Raw genomic sequence first — 17,687 nt, 5'->3', positions numbered from 1 at the left:
TTATTACGTCAATATTTATATATTAAATATAACCACATTTTGACAAAGATAGAATGTGGTAATCACCAATTATATTTATAAACCATAAAAACAGTAAAATAAAAATAGTTGTCGATTTTTCGGTTGCGATGCTTATTGTTTATTTAATATGCTGACCAGATTACAAAACCCAGTTATCAATTAACTAAAATTAAGATTTTAAAAATTATGCTTATTACCAATTTAGACAAAAGGAAACAATATTATCAGGCTTTACTTGCAAAAGACCAAGGCTATATTGGGATATTCTATGCTGGAGTTAAAACAACTTCGGTATTTTGTATTGCAACTTGTCGGGCAAAGAAACCAAAATATGAAAATGTAGAATTTTTTAGCACTTTCAAAGAAGCTCTTGATGCTGGATATCGTCCTTGTAAAATTTGCAAACCAACTGAAAATTCTAACGCAGCACCATCAGAAGTCATTAAAGCTATCGCATTAATTACCCAAAATCCTAAAACAAAAATATCCGATATGATATTAAAAGAGCATCAAATAAGCCCCGAAACGATCAGACGCTGGTTCAAAAAAAATTATGGTATTACCTTCCAAGCCTATCAAAGGATGTATCGAATAAATAATGCCTTTCAAGAGCTTAAAATTGGTAAAAATGTCATTAATACCGCTTATGATACAGGATATGAGTCATTAAGTGGTTTTGGATACACTTACAAAAAAATAATGAAAAATGCCCCATCTCAAAATACTAATAACGAAATTATTTTGGTTAATCGCCTAACTACACCATTGGGACCAATGTTTATTTGCGCCACTAATCAAGGTATTTGCCTATTAGAATTCGTGGATCGTCGAATGTTAGAAACAGAATTTAAACAATTACAAACACAACTTAATACAAAAATTATTTTTGGAGAAAATAGCCATATTGTTCAAGCTAAAAATGAAATTGATGAATATTTTCAAGGAAGAAGAAAATATTTTGCAGTTAAATTACATACTCCTGGAACAGATTTTCAGCAAACTGTTTGGGACAGTTTAAAACAAATCCCTTATGGAAAACTAACTACCTATAAAGAGCAAGCAGAAAACATCAATAATCCACATGCTATTCGTGCAATTGCAAGCGCAAATGGATTTAATCGAATTGCAATTATCATACCTTGCCACCGAGTCGTTGGCTCAAATGGCGAATTAATGGGATATGTCGGAGGGCTAGAAAGGAAACGATGGTTAATTGAACATGAAAAAAGACATTCTTAATTGTTCCATTATAATTGCTGTGCTAAATACAGTAATGACAGTTTTATTACTTAAATTATAAGTATTGCTAGGTTTCAGCATGATATTACGGTTTCTTTGTTGCAACTAAAAAGTTTGCAGGTATATAATGTAAGATTAGCAACTCTTATAGAAGAACTTAGAGAGCATTTAGATGAATCAGTTACAAGAAAAACTTGCATTAATTAAAGACAGCATTCTTACTATTCCCAACTATCCAAAAGAAGGGGTTTTGTTTCGTGACATCACAAGTTTACTTGCTGATCCTGCTGCATTTAAAACCACTGTTGAATTATTAATTGATCATTATCGTGATAAAAAAATTGATAAAGTAGTAGGCACAGAAGCTCGAGGCTTTATTTTTGCTGCACCAATTGCGTTAGCGTTAGGTGTCGGTTTTATTCCTGTTCGAAAACCTAATAAATTGCCTCGCCACGTATTTAAAGAAGAATATCAGCTTGAGTACGGTACAGATACGTTAGAAATTCACACTGATGCCATTAAACCAGGTGAACGAGTATTAATTATTGATGATTTACTTGCTACAGGTGGAACAATTGCTGCAACAGCGAATTTAATTCGTAAAGCTGGTGGCATTGCCGAAAACGCCGCATTTGTAATCAACTTACCAGATTTAGGTGGCAAAACAAAGTTAACGGATATGGGAATTGATTGCTTTACTTTAGTTAATTTTGACGGCGAATAATTACTATTAAGGGCACAATTAGTGCCTTTTTTTATTTTGAATACTTTTATCTCCTTTCCTTTCTAAAATAAAATAAGTTAGTCATTTTCATTGCATAAAAAATAGATATGTACCACCACTCTATCTAAATTCAGCTAAATAAATCAAGATAAAAAACCAACAAAACCTCCAAAAACGAATAAAAATACACTTTACATCTTGATAAAGCTATAAATGTGAATTATTATTCATAAATAAAGCATAATTATTTAAAGCAAAAGGAAATAGATAGAATGAAAAAATTTAACCATATTATTGCAAGAACACCCGCCAAATCTTTAATTAACGGATTAACGTCAGCTAACTTGGGTAAACCTGATTATCAAAAGGCCTTAGATCAGCATAACTATTACATTCGAGCACTACAGCAGTGCGATGTTGATATCACTATTTTACCACCCGACGAACGTTTTCCTGATTCAGTCTTTGTTGAAGACGCTGTGCTTTGTACCCCATATTGTGCAATTATTACAAGGCCTGGAGCTGAAAGTCGCCGAGCAGAAACCGAAATTATATCAGACACCATTGAACGATTTTATCCCAATAAAGTTGAGCGAATCACCGCACCAGGCACCGTTGAAGCTGGCGATATAATGATGGTTGAAAACCACTACTATATTGGCTTATCTGCTCGAACCAACCAAGCTGGTGCTAACCAAATGATAGCTATTTTAGAGAAGTACGGATTAACTGGTTCGGTAGTTAAGCTTGAAAAAGTATTACATCTAAAAACAGGTTTAGCTTATTTAGAAAACAATAACCTATTAGCAGCAGGCGAATTTATAACTAAACCAGAGTTTCAACGCTTTAATATTATCGAAATTCCCGAACAAGAAAGTTATGCTGCCAACTGTATTTGGGTTAATGATCACGTAATAATGCCGATGGGCTATCCAACAACAAAAGCAAAAATAGAAAAACTTGGTTATCAAGTTATTGAAGTTGATACATCGGAATATCAAAAGATTGATGGTGGCGTAAGTTGCATGTCACTAAGATTTTAATCGATCTATATTAAATATTAACCGTACTAAACCACATAATAAGACAACAACATGAATACATCGGTAAGAAAAAAGCTAGGCATCCTGCCACTCACACTGTTAGTGGTTGGCAGTATTGTAGGCAGCGGTATTTTCAGCCTACCACAAAACATGGCCGAAAGTTCGGGCTCTGGCGCTATTTTAATTGCATGGATAATAACCCTATTTGGCATGTTAATGCTAACACGGATATTTCAGTATTTATCGATTCGATTTTACAAAATCAATGATGGATTATATGGTTATGTGCGTGAAGGTTTTGGCGATTATATCGGCTTTAATGCCGCATGGGGCTACTGGATATCAGCATGGATGTCGTGCACCAGCTACCTAGTGATTTTATTTAGTGCATTAGGATCTTTTGATTGCTTGAGCTTCTTTGGTCATGGTACCACATTACCTGCCGTTATTACAGCTATCATATTTTTATGGATAGTGCACTATTTTGTATTAAAAGGAATATATCGTGCTTTTTTATTAAATTGCCTAGTAACATTAGCGAAAATCGTGCCTATTGGTTTATTTATTGTTTGTGTTAGCCTTGCCTTTAAAATATCGACATTTAAGATAGATTTTTGGGGAACACCGCAATTAGGCTCAATTATCGAGCAAGTAAAAAACACCATGCTCTATACCGTTTGGGTCTACTTAGGGATTGAAAGCGCAACTGTGTATGCTGCTAGAGCCAAAAACATCATCAGCATTAGCCGAGCTACCTTTTTTGGCTTTGCTATTACTAGCTTATTACTTGTTTGCGTATCAGTGTTATCGCTTGGTATTGTGCCACAACAAGAACTTGCTCAAATGAAAAACCCTTCCATGGCACTTGTCATTGAACATGTAGTAGGCAGCTGGGGAGCAACATTAATTAATATTGGTTTAATTGTGTCAGTCAGTGGTGGATTACTATCATGGTTAATGCTAGCGGCCGAAATGCTATTTTTAGCTGGCCAAGGCACACAACACACAGTACCAAGTTGTTTTGGAAAACTCAACAAAGCAGGCACGCCATCCAACGCATTATGGTTAACAACATGTTTAATAACCGTATTAATTATCCTTGCCCACTACTATCAATCTGGCTACAACACCTTAATCCAATTATCAACCTCAATGGTGCTTATTCCCTATTTACTGGCGGCTCTCTTTGTTTTTAAATTAGCCGTTCAACAAGGTAAAGCCTACTTAATTATGATTGGCGCTTTAGGATCGCTTTATGGCATATGGTTGATTTATGCTGGTGGCACAGTTTATTTATTACTGTCGATGATACTCTATAGTATGGGACTCTGTTTTTACCTTTATGCCAGAAAGGAACGATCTTTGCCAGCATTTAGTTACTTGCATGACAAAGTGTACGCTATTGCAATCATCCTATTAGCTATCATCGCTATTTTACACTTCTACATAACACCAAATTAATTAGTTAGGCGTTATTTTCGAAATAAATAAAAGTCAGCTAATAGCTTTCTGAAGTCTTGAGAATAACGCCCATCACCATCTCGCATACACAATTGCTGCTCATCAATTTTATTAGCCTGGATAAATGAAAAAGCCAATAATGATAACGAAAAGTCTTTATCTGCACTATATCTAACATTCATCAGTTGGAATAAATATAACTGATTAGATTCACATAATAACCTAAACTGATTGGATAAATGATAAGGTAAAACTAAACAAAATTGCCCTTTCGGTTTTAGTAAGCGCTTAACTGTGTCAATAAGCTGTTGAAAGTTCAAGCATTCGGTATAACGTGCCAACTGTCTTTGGGAATTGCGACAATCAACGGCAGATTCAAAATAAGGGGGATTAGTCACAATCAAATCATAGCCCACCGCATAACTTAACTGAAATTGATTAATATCAGCATTAATCGCATTAATCGAAGTAAACCCAGCTTGTTGGTTATTTTGCTGACATTGTGCTACCGCCTGCATATCAATATCGATGGCATCAATTTGGCTGCTATCATGTTCTAACCGCTGAGCTAACATTAACGCAATTACACCACAACCACAGCCAATATCGAGTACCTTTTGCGGAGCAGAATCAATCGGAACCCAAGCCCCTAACAAACAACTATCGGTTGTTACCTTCATTGGACTTTTATCGTGCGCCACAAAAAAACGCTTAAAAGTAAAGCCACCTTTTTTTAACGGTAATGAATTATTCTGCATAAATAAACTTCTTAAACAAAGGCTTGTTGGATGCTATCGCATCAGCCCAGCGAGTCGGTTCTGGCAAACGATAGCCCCGCAAGCATAAATTAACCCATTTTAAGGCACTATCTTGACTTACTCGGTGACCTGTTGAAATAAATAAAGGATTGCAATTATTTTTACTACATAAAACCCAACCAATCTGTTCTTGCTTGTCTTGTAAAGGTGTTACATTACCTGCTTGCTTAGGTAATATTTCGTATTGACCGCAAAGCCTTTTTTTAGCAACACCAATTGTTGGCATATCTAACAACAAACCTAAATGACTCGCAATACCTAACCGCCTAGGATGTGCAACACCTTGCCCATCAACTAACAATAAATCAGGCTTTTGTTTTACCTGCTGCCAAGCGGCAAGTAGCGCAGGGTATTCCCGAAAAGACAAATAACCAGGAATATAAGGAAACCCTGTCTCAACCCGAGCAATATGATACTCAACAACCTCGAAAGTTGGATATCGCAAAATAACGATTGCTGCTCGAGTAATCTTGCCATTATCTTCAAAACCGACATCAGTACCACCAACGTAATTTATTGACGGATTAAAGTCATCATCGCATTTAACCTGCTTGGCTAACGCCTGCTGTGTTTGCATTAATTGTTCTAAATTGATAGACATTTTTATTCTGTTCAGTATCATTATTCCAATAGATTGATTTTATCAGAATTAGCATGCCATATACATTAGCAAATCCTACCGAGTTAACAGAAGAAATCAAAAAAAGTCGTTTTATTGTCAATGCAGCGCCAGTCACATCAGCTGAACAAGCCACCGACTTTATTAATCAAATAAGCGATCTCAACGCCACCCACAACTGCTGGGCATGGAAGATTGGACAACAATACCGATTTAATGACGATGGCGAGCCCACTAGTACAGCAGGTCGCCCTATTCTTTCAGCCATTGAAGGACAAGATTGTGACCAAGTAGTTGTAGTAGTGACTCGTTACTTTGGTGGCATAAAATTAGGTACTGGAGGATTAATTCGTGCCTATGGCGGTTCAGCTAGCCACTGCTTACAACAAGCTGAGCTAATTGAACTCATTGCCCGCATAACGCTACAATTTCACTGTTATTATAACGAATGGCCAATTATCGAAAATCGTCTAAAGGAACTTGATTCCATTGTTGAAAATCAAGAGTTTGATGCTGAAGGTGTAAAAGTAAACGTCGCTATCACAAAAGACAAATCGCAACTCCTACAAAAAAATATTAGCGACATCACTCGTGGACGAGTTATTATTGAACTATAATAATCACTCAGGTAGAATATTGATTTTATTTTATAAAAGATTAATTTTTTTATTGACTATCTTTTGTTATATCAAGTTTAATTTTTAATAAAAGTGCTTTTGGACTTTCAGTCATTAAAATGCAAAGCTCTCAGGCTTTGCTATTTTGGCTGTCCTCCTCGCACTGGAATTTTATTCTTTTATTGATTATTCTTTATTAATATCAGAATATCATCAGCACCATAAAGATTAATAACTAAGTCATAAAAACTAAGGGGTGGTGCAAAGACCATAATTAATAATAGAAGTCTTGAACCAAAAAATATCACCGTTACTAGCTCCCACATCAAACTGACCACTAAACTGCCCTATTCTAGTCGTGTCACTTGTCCAATAGTTTTGGTCAACGAAGTCCGCACCAGCGTAATGATACATAAAGCCCCACTCCGAAAATAATCCAGCACCTATTGTACGCAGGTAATTATTATTTTTTGATGGAGGTGTAGCGCCGATAGAGCCTTGGCAATTCGGACCTGAGCCAATACCAGAACAAACAGCGTTAGTCAGATCCTTAACCTGTGGCACACGATAACCCAAACCACTACACCAAGTTACCATATCAGGGTAGTGATATAATTCAGCCCCCCTAACTACGAACCATTTTTGCAGGACAAATCCATACTTAATTACCTCGTTCCCCTCTCTATCTCTCCCCACTAACTCAAAGGTCAGCGGTAACCTTGGCCTAGCAATTCGACTAGAATAAGGATTGAACCATTGATTTCTTGCCTCTGGACCTGTTAGTGTAACGCGAAATTCAACATCGCATTGGGCATTACATTTTGTTTTTCTTGTTACTGTAGCGGTAATTCCATCATGCGTAATTGGCGTTCCCCATGTTAATTCATCGGCATCTCCCCTTATGATTAAATCAAAATATAACCCATTTGCGCCCGTTGTCGGAAAATTTAGGTTATATGATCCCTGATCGGTTGATTGAACTAAGAACCCATAATCTGGGTGCCATATATCAGCAGGGCCAGCAAAATGGAGTCCACCCAGCTCAAGATTGGGCTTTACAAATTTAAGCTCCCCCCATTGTGACGATGGCAGTATTACGGCATCACTACGATTAATCCTTCGACCATTTTTAACGGGTAATGCCTGTAAACTCCATAAAGAAGATAATAATAACAATACCAATACTAACAGAAATTTTCGGAATAATTTTGATAATAATTTGGAAGATAACTTTGGAAATATAAACGTGGCGGGGCTAAAAATCCAACCAGTATGTTTATTTGATAAATTTAAGACATAGGTTTGCCAGTGCTGGTGTCTGGTGTCTGGTGTCTAAAATGATAATGCATTACGGTTCACCTGTCAAGTAAATTAATGATTTATTTTAATTTTTATATTTATTTGATTATTTAATAATCTATTCCTTTAAGGAGATTAAAGTATAGCCATTTTAAAAAAACTTGGCTAGTTTTTTATGCAATTTTTTAATTAGCATATGGTGTTAGGTTTTGTAAGCCTTAACTTTTGTGAATATCATGAATATTGGTGATAATTTCTAAACCAAGGAATTAGTGAATTACCTAACAACCAATGAACATATAATCCTTACCATGTTATAAGATGTATTACGCCCATAAAATCGTTCAGGTAGAGCATTGATTTTATTTAATTTTTTTATTTTCATTAAAATCAACCAGTTATACAGAAATTTCTATTTTTTATACAAAATACCGCCTACACGGCGGTAAACACGCTAATACAATATTATCAACGCTACCAGTGTTTCTAAACCGCCTACACGGCGGTAAACCAATGATGATACTCTCGTCGCTTGTTTCGCAATTTCTAAACCGCCTACACGGCGGTAAACTTTTTGATGTTCGCCGTAACCCTGTTTAACTGTTTCTAAACCGCCTACACGGCGGTAAACATAAATTGCCGGCCCCCGACACCATAAAAGCATTTCTAAACCGCCTACACGGCGGTAAACGAACGAATAGGACCAACCCGCCAAGCGCAATCTTTCTAAACCGCCTACACGGCGGTAAACGCGGTATCAGTCGGTGCGGCATTTTTTGCAATTTTCTAAACCGCCTACACGGCGGTAAACTAAATGATCATCCTTAATAAAATAATCCGACTTTTCTAAACCGCCTACACGGCGGTAAACAAAGAAAAGAGATTCTTAAAAAAATGTCAGATTTTCTAAACCGCCTACACGGCGGTAAACAAACGCCCGAAGACTTCGAAATAGAGTTATCGTTTCTAAACCGCCTACACGGCGGTAAACTATTAGAAACTATAGAGGTGGCACAAAAACGTTTTCTAAACCGCCTACACGGCGGTAAACTTTATCAGCTTGAAACAACAGATCCCGTGATGTTTCTAAACCGCCTACACGGCGGTAAACATTCGGATCTTAATTCTCTTGGTTCTATTAACTTTCTAAACCGCCTACACGGCGGTAAACTTCGGAGAGCGATTTGTAGAGGTTTTTAAAGCTTTCTAAACCGCCTACACGGCGGTAAACTGGCAAAAGAGGCTGATAATGGAACAGCGAACGTTTCTAAACCGCCTACACGGCGGTAAACAACGGCGTGACTACCATCATGTCAAACAGTGATTTCTAAACCGCCTACACGGCGGTAAACATTGGTTTAGTATGTACATTTCTCTTGCTGTTTTTCTAAACCGCCTACACGGCGGTAAACTAGAAGCCAATATACTATAATTCCATTTAGCAAAAGGCAAACAGGATTTTTTCTGTCAAAAACCCTTTTTTACAAGATATTATTAACCTTTTGTTTTTATTGATTTTAATTTATTGTTAAAAAAAAGGGTTAGCTAAATTTTATATTTTGAGGCAATTTTTAAATTGTATTTTCAAAAAATCCATCTAGTGAATTGATTTTATTTTAAATGTGAAATATTACTATGCATTATTTTTCTCACTATAAAAAATATGCTTTATTGCCAATAAACAATAATAAAATTACAATAATTTCACTTTAAACCACTTAAAGCAAAAAAAAATGATTACTTACCACGATGCTACATTAGAAGATTTACCATTTATTGTTGATGTTTATAATTCAACAATTGCTGGTCGCCAAGTTACTGCCGATACAGTACCTGTTTCTGTTGAAAGTCGATTGGAATGGTTTTACCAGCATAACCCTAACAATCGTCCACTTTGGTTAATTAAATATCAAGATAAACCTTGTGGTTGGATTAGTTTATCTTCGTTTTATGGTCGCCCCGCTTTTTATAAAACCGTTGAGATTAGCTTATATCTTCATCAAGATTTTCGTGGCAAAAAAATTGGTCAATTTATGGTGGATAAAATTGAACAATTTGCTAAACAGGCTGGAATTGAGGCAATTTTTAGCTATGTGTTTCGACATAACTTACCTAGTGTTAATTTATTTAAAAAAATGCAGTATCAACAATGGGGGCTTCTTCCAAAAATTGCTGAATTAGATAATGTTCAGCGTGATTTAGTGATATTAGGTAAACGGTTAGATTAACTGACCTCTATCGATAAAATTTACCTATTCAAAAGGATTTTTAATGAGCACCTTTAATGATATTAAATATTACGCCAGTCAATCTAAAATCACAACAACGCTGGTAGTAATCAATATTCTGTGTTTTTTTGCATTTCGGCTAGTTGATAGCCGTGGGTTTTCGCCATTATATGAAAATCATTTTTTGATTGATTGGGGAGCCGATGTTGCGGAGTTAACTTTTTCTGGCCAATATTGGCGCATGTTTACTAATTTATTTATGCATGTCAGTTTTACTCATTTAGCTATGAATATGCTGGCATTATGGAGCATTGGTCCTATTTTAGAACAGCGCATTCCTTGCCTTGCTTTTGTTGGCATTTACTTTTTTTCAGGGCTAGTAGGAAGCTTATCAAGCGATATTGCCACCATCAATCAAAATGTGATTAGCTGTGGTGCCTCGGGTGCTATTTTGGGTATTATTACCGCATTGTTGGCTTATTGTTTGGTGTTTAAAACCAATATACAAGAAATGCCAGTCAAAGCAATGCTGGTGAGTTTAGTATTAACTGCTGGGTTAGGGTTATTGCCATCTATCGATAATATGGCGCATATTGGTGGTGCTTGTGCTGGTTTTGTACTTGGTGGGGCTGTTTCGTTATGTATTAAAATGTTCAAATACCCAAGTAAGTTAACTCTGCTTATTATTGGTCTTGTATTTATTGTGACTACATTGGGGATCTATGTGCAATATATGCACTATGCTTTACCTAATGGTTATTATGTCTATTATTAATAATAAAAAGGCGCTGATTATCATTAAACAGCGCCTTATTTATACAAAAGCTATTTAAAAGCTATTTAAAATCCGTGCAGGCTCAATCTTACAAGCACGTTTAGCTGGATAATAGCTAGCAATTAAGCTAAGTAACATGGCAGTTATAAACACTATCACCACATCAAACAGATGAATTTCGGATGGTAAAAAATCGATAAAATAGATATTGCTATTTAAGATTTTATGCCCCATTAATGACTCAATAAAGCCCATGATGTTAGAAAGTTGCCATGACAGTATTACGCCTAAAATAACTCCAATTAGACTGCCAATTAACCCTGAAATCACCCCATACCATATAAAAATATGTTTGATTAAACGATTAGTTGCGCCTAGGGTCTTTAATATGGCAATATCACGCTGTTTATCTTTTACGGCAATGACTAAAGTCGATACAATATTAAAACAAGCCACGCCAATGACCACAATCATGGCCAGATACATGATTTGCCTAATCATTTGAATATCACGATACATAAAGCCAAACGTCTGTTCCCAACTATTAAATAACAGATCTTCGTCAAGCCTTAATGCTGCTTGACCAATAAGGTTATTGGATTGATAAACGTCTTTTACATTTACCATAATACCTGTAACGCTATCGCCCATATTTAGTAATTTCTGTGCATCTGTTAATGGAATTATTGCCATATTATTACTCAAGCTGCCACTTAATTCTAAAATCCCTACTACTTGCAAACGGACTCTTTTAGGTGGTTTGAGTTGATTTGGACTACTCGAAACAGGAATTAATAAAGAAACCCATCCCCCTTCACTCACTGATAAATTTTTAGCAAGCCCTGCTCCAATAATAATTTGTTGGCTATCGGGCTTAAAATCTTGCCATTTATTATTCAGTACATAATTCGGTAGTGAACTGAATTGCATTTCTTGTTCAGGGTCAAGACCTTGTACTTGCACAGCACCAAGCTTACTACCGTTTTCAATCAATCCAGTAAAATTAACAAATGGCAAGGCTGATACAATATTATTATTGTTTTTAAGTTCTTGTTGAACGTGTTGCCAATTATCTAAATTGCCGTATTTGGGATAGAATTGTCCATGTGGCACTACCGATAACACTCGATTGTGTAATTCACGTTCAAAGCCATTCATGGCACTTAAACCAATAATTAATGCCGCAATACCAATAGCAATGCTGAGTGTTGAGATAATCGAAATTAACGACACCATACCACTTTTACGACGCCCTTTTCGAAATTTTATGGCGGTAATTAAAGATAAATTCATATTAATTATCCATTAATTGTTATCTGATGATGCGCTATCAGAAAGTTGACCATCTCTCATCACCATTTGTTTATCAAGTTTATTGGCAAGCTCAAGATCATGTGTAACAACCAAAAACGCGGTTCCGTGTTCACGATTTAATTTAATCAGTAGCTCAAAAATAGAATCGGCTGTTGATTTATCAAGGTTACCCGTTGGCTCATCAGCCATTACTAAAGCGGGGTTATTAATTAATGCACGCCCTATTGCCACTCGTTGGCGTTCTCCACCAGAAAGCTCGGAAGGACGATGATTTGCTCGTTTGACTAAATTAACCGACTCTAGCATTGCCATAGCCCGTTTTTTAGCTTCGTTGGGTAAAACGCCGCCAATTAATAGTGGCATGGCTACATTTTCAAGCGCGGTAAAGTCAGGCAATAGGTGGTGAAATTGGTAAACAAAGCCAATTTCTTGATTACGTAGACGTGCCTTTTCTTGTTCAGATAATTGATTTAACTGATGTGATTTAAAAATAATTTCGCCAGATGTGGGATTATCTAAGCCACCAAGCAAATGCAGTAAAGTGCTTTTACCTGATCCTGAACTACCTATAATGGCGAGTAATGATTGTGAATAAATATCAAACGAGACATTTTTTAAAACCTCGGTCACCATTTTGCCTTCGTTATAAGTTTTATAAAGATTTTTGGCACTTAGTAATATTTGTGAATTATTCATAACGTAAAGCCTCGGCAGGTTGAATATTGGCTGCACGATATGCAGGATAAAGTGTTGAAATTAGCGATAACATAAGCAATCCAATAATAATTAAAATAATTTGCGATGGTTCAACCAATGAAGGTAGCAAGATACCAGCTAAAGATAAACCTAACAATTGCATGATTTCGTTTAAGTTAATAGCAAGTAGCAGTCCTAAGGCGCTACCTAATAACGTGCCAATTATTCCTGAACTTGCACCTTGAATAATAAAAATTAACATAATTTTAAAGCGAGACAGACCTTGTGTTTTTAAAATAGCGACTTCGCCTTGCTTTTCCATAACCAGCAAGCTTAATGAAGTAATAATGTTAAAAGCCGCAACAATCACAATTAGGCTAATAAGCAATCCCATGACATTTTTTTCCATTTTAATGGCTTGAAATAATTCACCTCGTTTAGCTCGCCAATCTTTAAAGACTAATCCTTCAGGTAATGGGGTGTTAGTTATCGAGGCAATATCAAGTGGTTTATCTAAAAATAGACGCCAACTGCTAATCATATTAGGAGGATAACGTAATAAGTTTTTAGCGTCAGATTGATTGACATAAATAAGCGTTTGATTGATATCGTGGTTAACCGTAAACAGTCCTACAATATTAAATAAACGCTGGGAAGGTATACGCCCAACTGGGGTAATTTGACTTGCATCTGTTACCATTAAACGTATTTTATCGCCAACGGTTACACCTAATTGATTAGCTAACGTTTGTCCAATGATAACATTGTACTGCCCTGCTTGAAGATCTAAGAGCGATCCACTATAGATATAATCATTAATAGGATCATCATCTTCTGGGTTAATGCCCATTAGTGTGCTTACAGTGATACTTTGCTCACTTTGCAAAACCACATCACTCGACACTAAAGGACTAATACGATTAACATCTTGAATCTGATTAAATTGCTCACGAGTAATGACCTTAGGATCTATCCTACCTTGTGGTGTTGTGATCTGGGCTTGAGGTAAAAACTTTAAAATACTACTTTGCATCTGATCTTCAAGCCCGTTCATGACTGATAAGACCACAATTAGACCAATTGAACCTAACATAATCCCAATCATCGACAACCATGATACAAAGCGACCAAACCCATCCGTTTTTTGCCCGTATACATAGCGCAAACCAATAAAAAATACTAATGGACGAAATATTTTTGACATAAACGTATATATTACCTGAAACTTTTTTACAAAGTTTTGCTAGTTAAATGCAAGGTGCTTATCATACAGGATTAAACAGTTATAGAAAACAACCTCATACTTACGTTATAATCTGACAATAAATTTTCAGCGACATCAACGAACTCATCATGTCTAAAACAGTTAATATTTCAAACTTAATTCCTCAAAAATCAGGTGAAGTAAAGCAAATTGGGCAGCTAGTTGGCTCTTCCTTATCACAATTTTGCGCTCAAGCTATAGATGCACATGAAGGTATAGTTGTGATTGTCACTGATGATATGCAACAAGCTTCGCGCATTCATGAAGAACTAAAGCAGTTTACATCCTTCCCGTCTATTATCTTTCCAGATTGGGAAACATTGCCTTATGACAGCTTTTCTCCTCATCAAGATATCGTATCAGAACGCTTATCTTGCCTTTATCATCTTGGACATTTAACCAAGGGGGCGTTAATTTTACCCATTAATACCTTAATGCAAAAAGTCTGTCCACAAAGTTATTTGGGTGGACATGTTTTTATGATGAAAAAAGGCTTACAAATTAGCCGAGAACATTTACGCCTTCAACTTGAAAATGCTGGCTATCGTTCAGTCAGCCAAGTTATGGAGCATGGCGAATATGCTACTCGTGGAGCACTTTTTGATATCTACCCCATGGGCAGTGATAAGCCTTATCGCATCGATTTTTTTGATGATGAAATCGACAGTATCCGTACTTTTGATGTCGAAACTCAACGTACCTTTGATGAAATTGCTGAAATACAATTGCTACCAGCCCATGAGTTTCCTTTCGATAAAACAGCTATTGAGTTGTTTCGTAGTCAATGGCGAGAACAATTTGAAGTTAGATTAGACTCAGAAAGCATCTATCAACAAGTTAGTAAAAATATTTTGCCAACTGGTATTGAATATTGGCAAGCACTGTTTTTTAACGAACCATTAACACCTCTATTTTCTTATTTTTTAACAAATAGCTTAATTATCAATACAGTTAATATTGAGCAATATGCTAACAAATATTGGCAAGATATTACCCAACGTTATGAAAGTCGCAAAGTCGATCCTATGCGACCATTACTTGCACCAAATGTTATTTGGTCTAAAACTGACGAGATTTTTGCCAATTTCAAAAACTACCCAAGAATGGTTTTATCGCATGCAATAACGATTGAATCAAATAAAAACGTTAATTTGCCTTATGTAGCATTACCTAATATTGCTATTGAGATCCAACAAAAAGATCCTTATTTGCAATTTCAAAAATTTGTTGAAAATTTTGCAGGAACAATCATCTTTTCGGTTGAATCAGAAGGACGCAAAGAGGCTTTACAAGAAATTCTTGGACGAATTCGTATTCATCCCACTACCATCAATTTACTTGATGAACGAAAAAACAGTGATAGCCGATTTTATTTAATCGTTGGAGCTAGTGAACAAGGCTTTATCAATCAGCAAGATAATTTTGCCTTTATTACTGAAAATGAGCTATTAGGACGACGAGTAGTTCGTCGTAAAAAAGAAAATAAACAAGCTATCAATACTGATTCACTTATTCGTAGTTTAGCTGAGCTAACACCCGGCAAACCCGTTGTCCATTTAGAACATGGCGTTGGTCGATATGCAGGACTTACCACATTAGAAACAGGTGGGATTACGGCTGAATATCTTATTCTATTATATGCCAATGACACCAAGCTTTATGTTCCTGTTTCATCATTAAATCTAATTAGCCGTTATTCTGGTGGCGATGAAGAGAACGCACCACTCAATAAATTAGGTACTGATGCATGGAGCAAAGCACGGCAAAAAGCGGCCGAAAAAGTACGAGATGTTGCTGCTGAATTACTAGATATTTACGCTGAACGTGAAAGTAAACCCGGATTTGAATTTAAACAAGACCGAGAGCAGTATGAACTATTTTGCCAAGGGTTTCCTTATCAAGAAACTGATGATCAACAAAATGCCATTGGGGCAGTAATTGGCGATATGTGCTCTCCTTATGCCATGGATAGATTAGTCTGTGGTGATGTTGGATTTGGTAAAACAGAAGTAGCGATCCGAGCTGCTTTTTTAGCCGTTATTAATCATAAACAAACAGCAGTTTTAGTTCCTACAACTTTACTTGCAGAACAACATTACGAAAGTTTTTGTGATCGCTTTGCAAACTGGCCAATTCGCATAGAAAGCCTGTCTCGATTCAAAACCGCCAAACAACAAAAAAGTATTATAGAAGCTCTTGGTGAAGGCAAAATTGATATTGTAATTGGCACACATAAATTGTTACAAGAAGATATCAAATGGAAAGATTTAGGCCTGTTGATTGTTGATGAAGAACATCGTTTTGGCGTCCGCCAAAAAGAACGAATTAAAGCAATGCGAGCAAACATTGATATTCTAACACTAACCGCAACGCCAATTCCAAGAACCCTCAACATGGCAATGAGTGGTATGCGGGATCTTTCTATTATTGCGACCCCTCCAGCTCGCCGATTAGCAGTGAAAACCTTTGTTAGAGAATATGATGATCTCGTGATTAGAGAAGCCATTTTGCGTGAAATTTTACGTGGTGGTCAGATTTATTACTTACACAATGATATTTCTGATATCGAAAAAGTAAGCGAAAAACTGGCAGAGCTGGTGCCCGAAGCACGAATTACCATTGGTCATGGGCAAATGCATGAACGCGACTTAGAGCGCGTAATGAATGACTTTCATCATCAACGTTTTAACATACTTGTTTGTACAACCATTGTTGAAACGGGTATCGACATTCCTAATGCCAATACCATTATCATTGATCGTGCCGATAAATTTGGTTTAGCCCAGTTACATCAGCTCAGAGGACGAGTTGGACGTTCTTATCATCAGGCTTATGCTTATCTATTAACTCCACATCCTAAATTACTCACTAAAGATGCAAAAAAACGCCTAGAAGCAATTGCCTCACTTGAAGATTTAGGTGCAGGTTTTGCTCTAGCCACACACGATCTTGAAATTCGAGGTGCTGGGGAGTTATTAGGCAGCGATCAAAGCGGTCAAATTGAGACCATTGGCTTTAACCTTTATATTGAGCTACTTGATGAGGCCGTCAAATCACTAAAAGAAGGCAAAGAGCCAACACTTGAATCATTAATCAATAATCAACAAACAGAAATTGAGTTACGCTTACCAACACTTATTCCTGATGATTTTATTCCCGATGTTAATACACGTTTATCACTATATAAACGTATTGCGAGTATCACCGATCTTATCGAACTCACCGATATTCAAGTTGAAATGCGAGATCGTTTTGGTAAATTGCCCGATGCAGTGCTTTTTTTACTAGAAACTACCAAAATCCGTTATCACGCAACTCAATTAGGCATTACTAAGATTGAATTTGGTGAAAAAGGCGGTTATATTGAATTCGGTAATAATAATAAGGTGTCAGTCAATTACTTAATTGAAATAATTCAAAAAGAACCAAAAAATTATCGCTTAGAAAGTTCAAATCGATTAAAATTACAAAAATCAGAATTGCAACGAATCGATCGCATTGAATATATTAAAAATTTGTTGTCTGATTTTGCAAGTCATCAAGAATGATAACTATAATTACAATAAACG

14 protein-coding genes and 1 CRISPR repeat array are annotated in these 17,687 nt (G+C 36.2%); of the genes, 8 read left to right on the top strand and 6 right to left on the bottom strand.

Annotation, left to right across the window (positions count from 1 at the left end; translation table 11 throughout):
* Positions 1-207: 207 nt before the first annotated feature.
* The 4 genes from ACGH6S_RS02435 to ACGH6S_RS02420 all read left to right on the top strand — a co-directional run bounded on the left by ACGH6S_RS02435 (position 208) and on the right by ACGH6S_RS02420 (position 4,488).
* Positions 208-1,260, top strand: coding sequence for a bifunctional transcriptional activator/DNA repair enzyme AdaA (locus ACGH6S_RS02435; protein WP_411578659.1), 1,053 nt, complete (start codon positions 208-210; stop codon positions 1,258-1,260).
* 172 nt (positions 1,261-1,432) lie between these two features.
* Complete coding sequence (gene apt / locus ACGH6S_RS02430) at positions 1,433-1,984, top strand: adenine phosphoribosyltransferase (protein WP_065559991.1); 552 nt, start codon at positions 1,433-1,435, stop codon at positions 1,982-1,984.
* 272 nt (positions 1,985-2,256) lie between these two features.
* Entirely contained in the window at positions 2,257-3,027 is a 771-nt protein-coding gene (gene ddaH, locus ACGH6S_RS02425; protein ID WP_065608562.1) for a dimethylargininase, read from the top strand.
* Between the two features lie 51 nt (positions 3,028-3,078).
* Positions 3,079-4,488, top strand: a complete 1,410-nt coding sequence (locus tag ACGH6S_RS02420) for a basic amino acid/polyamine antiporter (protein WP_065590444.1) — start codon at positions 3,079-3,081, stop codon at positions 4,486-4,488.
* An 11-nt stretch (positions 4,489-4,499) separates the two neighbouring features.
* On the opposite strand, the gene ACGH6S_RS02415 is transcribed toward ACGH6S_RS02420, so the two are convergent.
* Both ACGH6S_RS02415 and nfi read right to left on the bottom strand, forming a co-directional pair.
* Positions 4,500-5,246 carry a tRNA1(Val) (adenine(37)-N6)-methyltransferase gene (locus ACGH6S_RS02415; protein WP_411578660.1) on the bottom strand — a complete coding sequence of 249 codons (747 nt, stop codon included), beginning with the start codon at positions 5,244-5,246 and terminating at the stop codon, positions 4,500-4,502.
* Positions 5,236-5,901 carry a deoxyribonuclease V gene (nfi, locus tag ACGH6S_RS02410; RefSeq protein WP_411578675.1) on the bottom strand — a complete coding sequence of 222 codons (666 nt, stop codon included), beginning with the start codon at positions 5,899-5,901 and terminating at the stop codon, positions 5,236-5,238. The genes ACGH6S_RS02415 and nfi overlap by 11 nt, the downstream gene beginning before the upstream one ends.
* A 59-nt stretch (positions 5,902-5,960) precedes the next feature.
* Between nfi and ACGH6S_RS02405 the strand changes: the two genes are divergently transcribed.
* Positions 5,961-6,542, top strand: a complete 582-nt coding sequence (locus ACGH6S_RS02405; protein ID WP_174798547.1) for an IMPACT family protein — start codon at positions 5,961-5,963, stop codon at positions 6,540-6,542.
* Positions 6,543-6,791: 249 nt separating this feature from the next.
* Here ACGH6S_RS02405 and ACGH6S_RS02400 read toward each other — a convergent pair whose 3' ends face one another.
* Positions 6,792-7,718, bottom strand: a complete 927-nt coding sequence (locus ACGH6S_RS02400; RefSeq protein WP_296300794.1) for a hypothetical protein — start codon at positions 7,716-7,718, stop codon at positions 6,792-6,794.
* Between the two features lie 606 nt (positions 7,719-8,324).
* Positions 8,325-9,253: direct repeats of the CRISPR family, unit length 28 nt; unit sequence TTTCTAAACCGCCTACACGGCGGTAAAC.
* A gap of 321 nt (positions 9,254-9,574) precedes the next feature.
* Between ACGH6S_RS02400 and ACGH6S_RS02395 the strand changes: the two genes are divergently transcribed.
* Positions 9,575-10,069, top strand: a complete 495-nt coding sequence (locus ACGH6S_RS02395; RefSeq protein WP_085163926.1) for a GNAT family N-acetyltransferase — start codon at positions 9,575-9,577, stop codon at positions 10,067-10,069.
* Between the two features lie 43 nt (positions 10,070-10,112).
* The gene (locus ACGH6S_RS02390; RefSeq protein ID WP_411578661.1) at positions 10,113-10,844 is read left to right on the top strand and encodes a rhomboid family intramembrane serine protease; all 732 of its coding nucleotides are present in this window, start codon (positions 10,113-10,115) and stop codon (positions 10,842-10,844) included.
* A gap of 54 nt (positions 10,845-10,898) precedes the next feature.
* Here the strand turns inward: ACGH6S_RS02390 and lolE are convergent, their stop codons facing one another.
* The 3 genes from lolE to lolC are packed head-to-tail and all read right to left on the bottom strand — an operon-like array spanning position 10,899 to position 14,049.
* Complete coding sequence (lolE, locus tag ACGH6S_RS02385; protein WP_411578662.1) at positions 10,899-12,137, bottom strand: lipoprotein-releasing ABC transporter permease subunit LolE; 1,239 nt, start codon at positions 12,135-12,137, stop codon at positions 10,899-10,901.
* Between the two features lie 12 nt (positions 12,138-12,149).
* Positions 12,150-12,854 (bottom strand): lipoprotein-releasing ABC transporter ATP-binding protein LolD, encoded by a 705-nt coding sequence (gene lolD, locus ACGH6S_RS02380; protein ID WP_065590452.1) that lies wholly within the window; start codon positions 12,852-12,854, stop codon positions 12,150-12,152.
* Positions 12,847-14,049 (bottom strand): lipoprotein-releasing ABC transporter permease subunit LolC, encoded by a 1,203-nt coding sequence (gene lolC, locus ACGH6S_RS02375; RefSeq protein WP_411578676.1) that lies wholly within the window; start codon positions 14,047-14,049, stop codon positions 12,847-12,849. The genes lolD and lolC overlap by 8 nt, the downstream gene beginning before the upstream one ends.
* Positions 14,050-14,207: 158 nt before the next feature.
* Between lolC and mfd the strand changes: the two genes are divergently transcribed.
* Positions 14,208-17,666, top strand: coding sequence for a transcription-repair coupling factor (mfd, locus tag ACGH6S_RS02370; protein ID WP_411578663.1), 3,459 nt, complete (start codon positions 14,208-14,210; stop codon positions 17,664-17,666).
* Positions 17,667-17,687 lie beyond the last annotated feature (21 nt).

Origin of the sequence: Gilliamella sp. BG3 (assembly GCF_046635605.1) — a bacterium.
GTDB classification, from domain to species: domain Bacteria; phylum Pseudomonadota; class Gammaproteobacteria; order Enterobacterales; family Orbaceae; genus Gilliamella; species Gilliamella bombi.
Note: the sequence above shows the minus strand (reverse complement) of the source record. Positions and strands in the feature narration are given on the sequence as shown.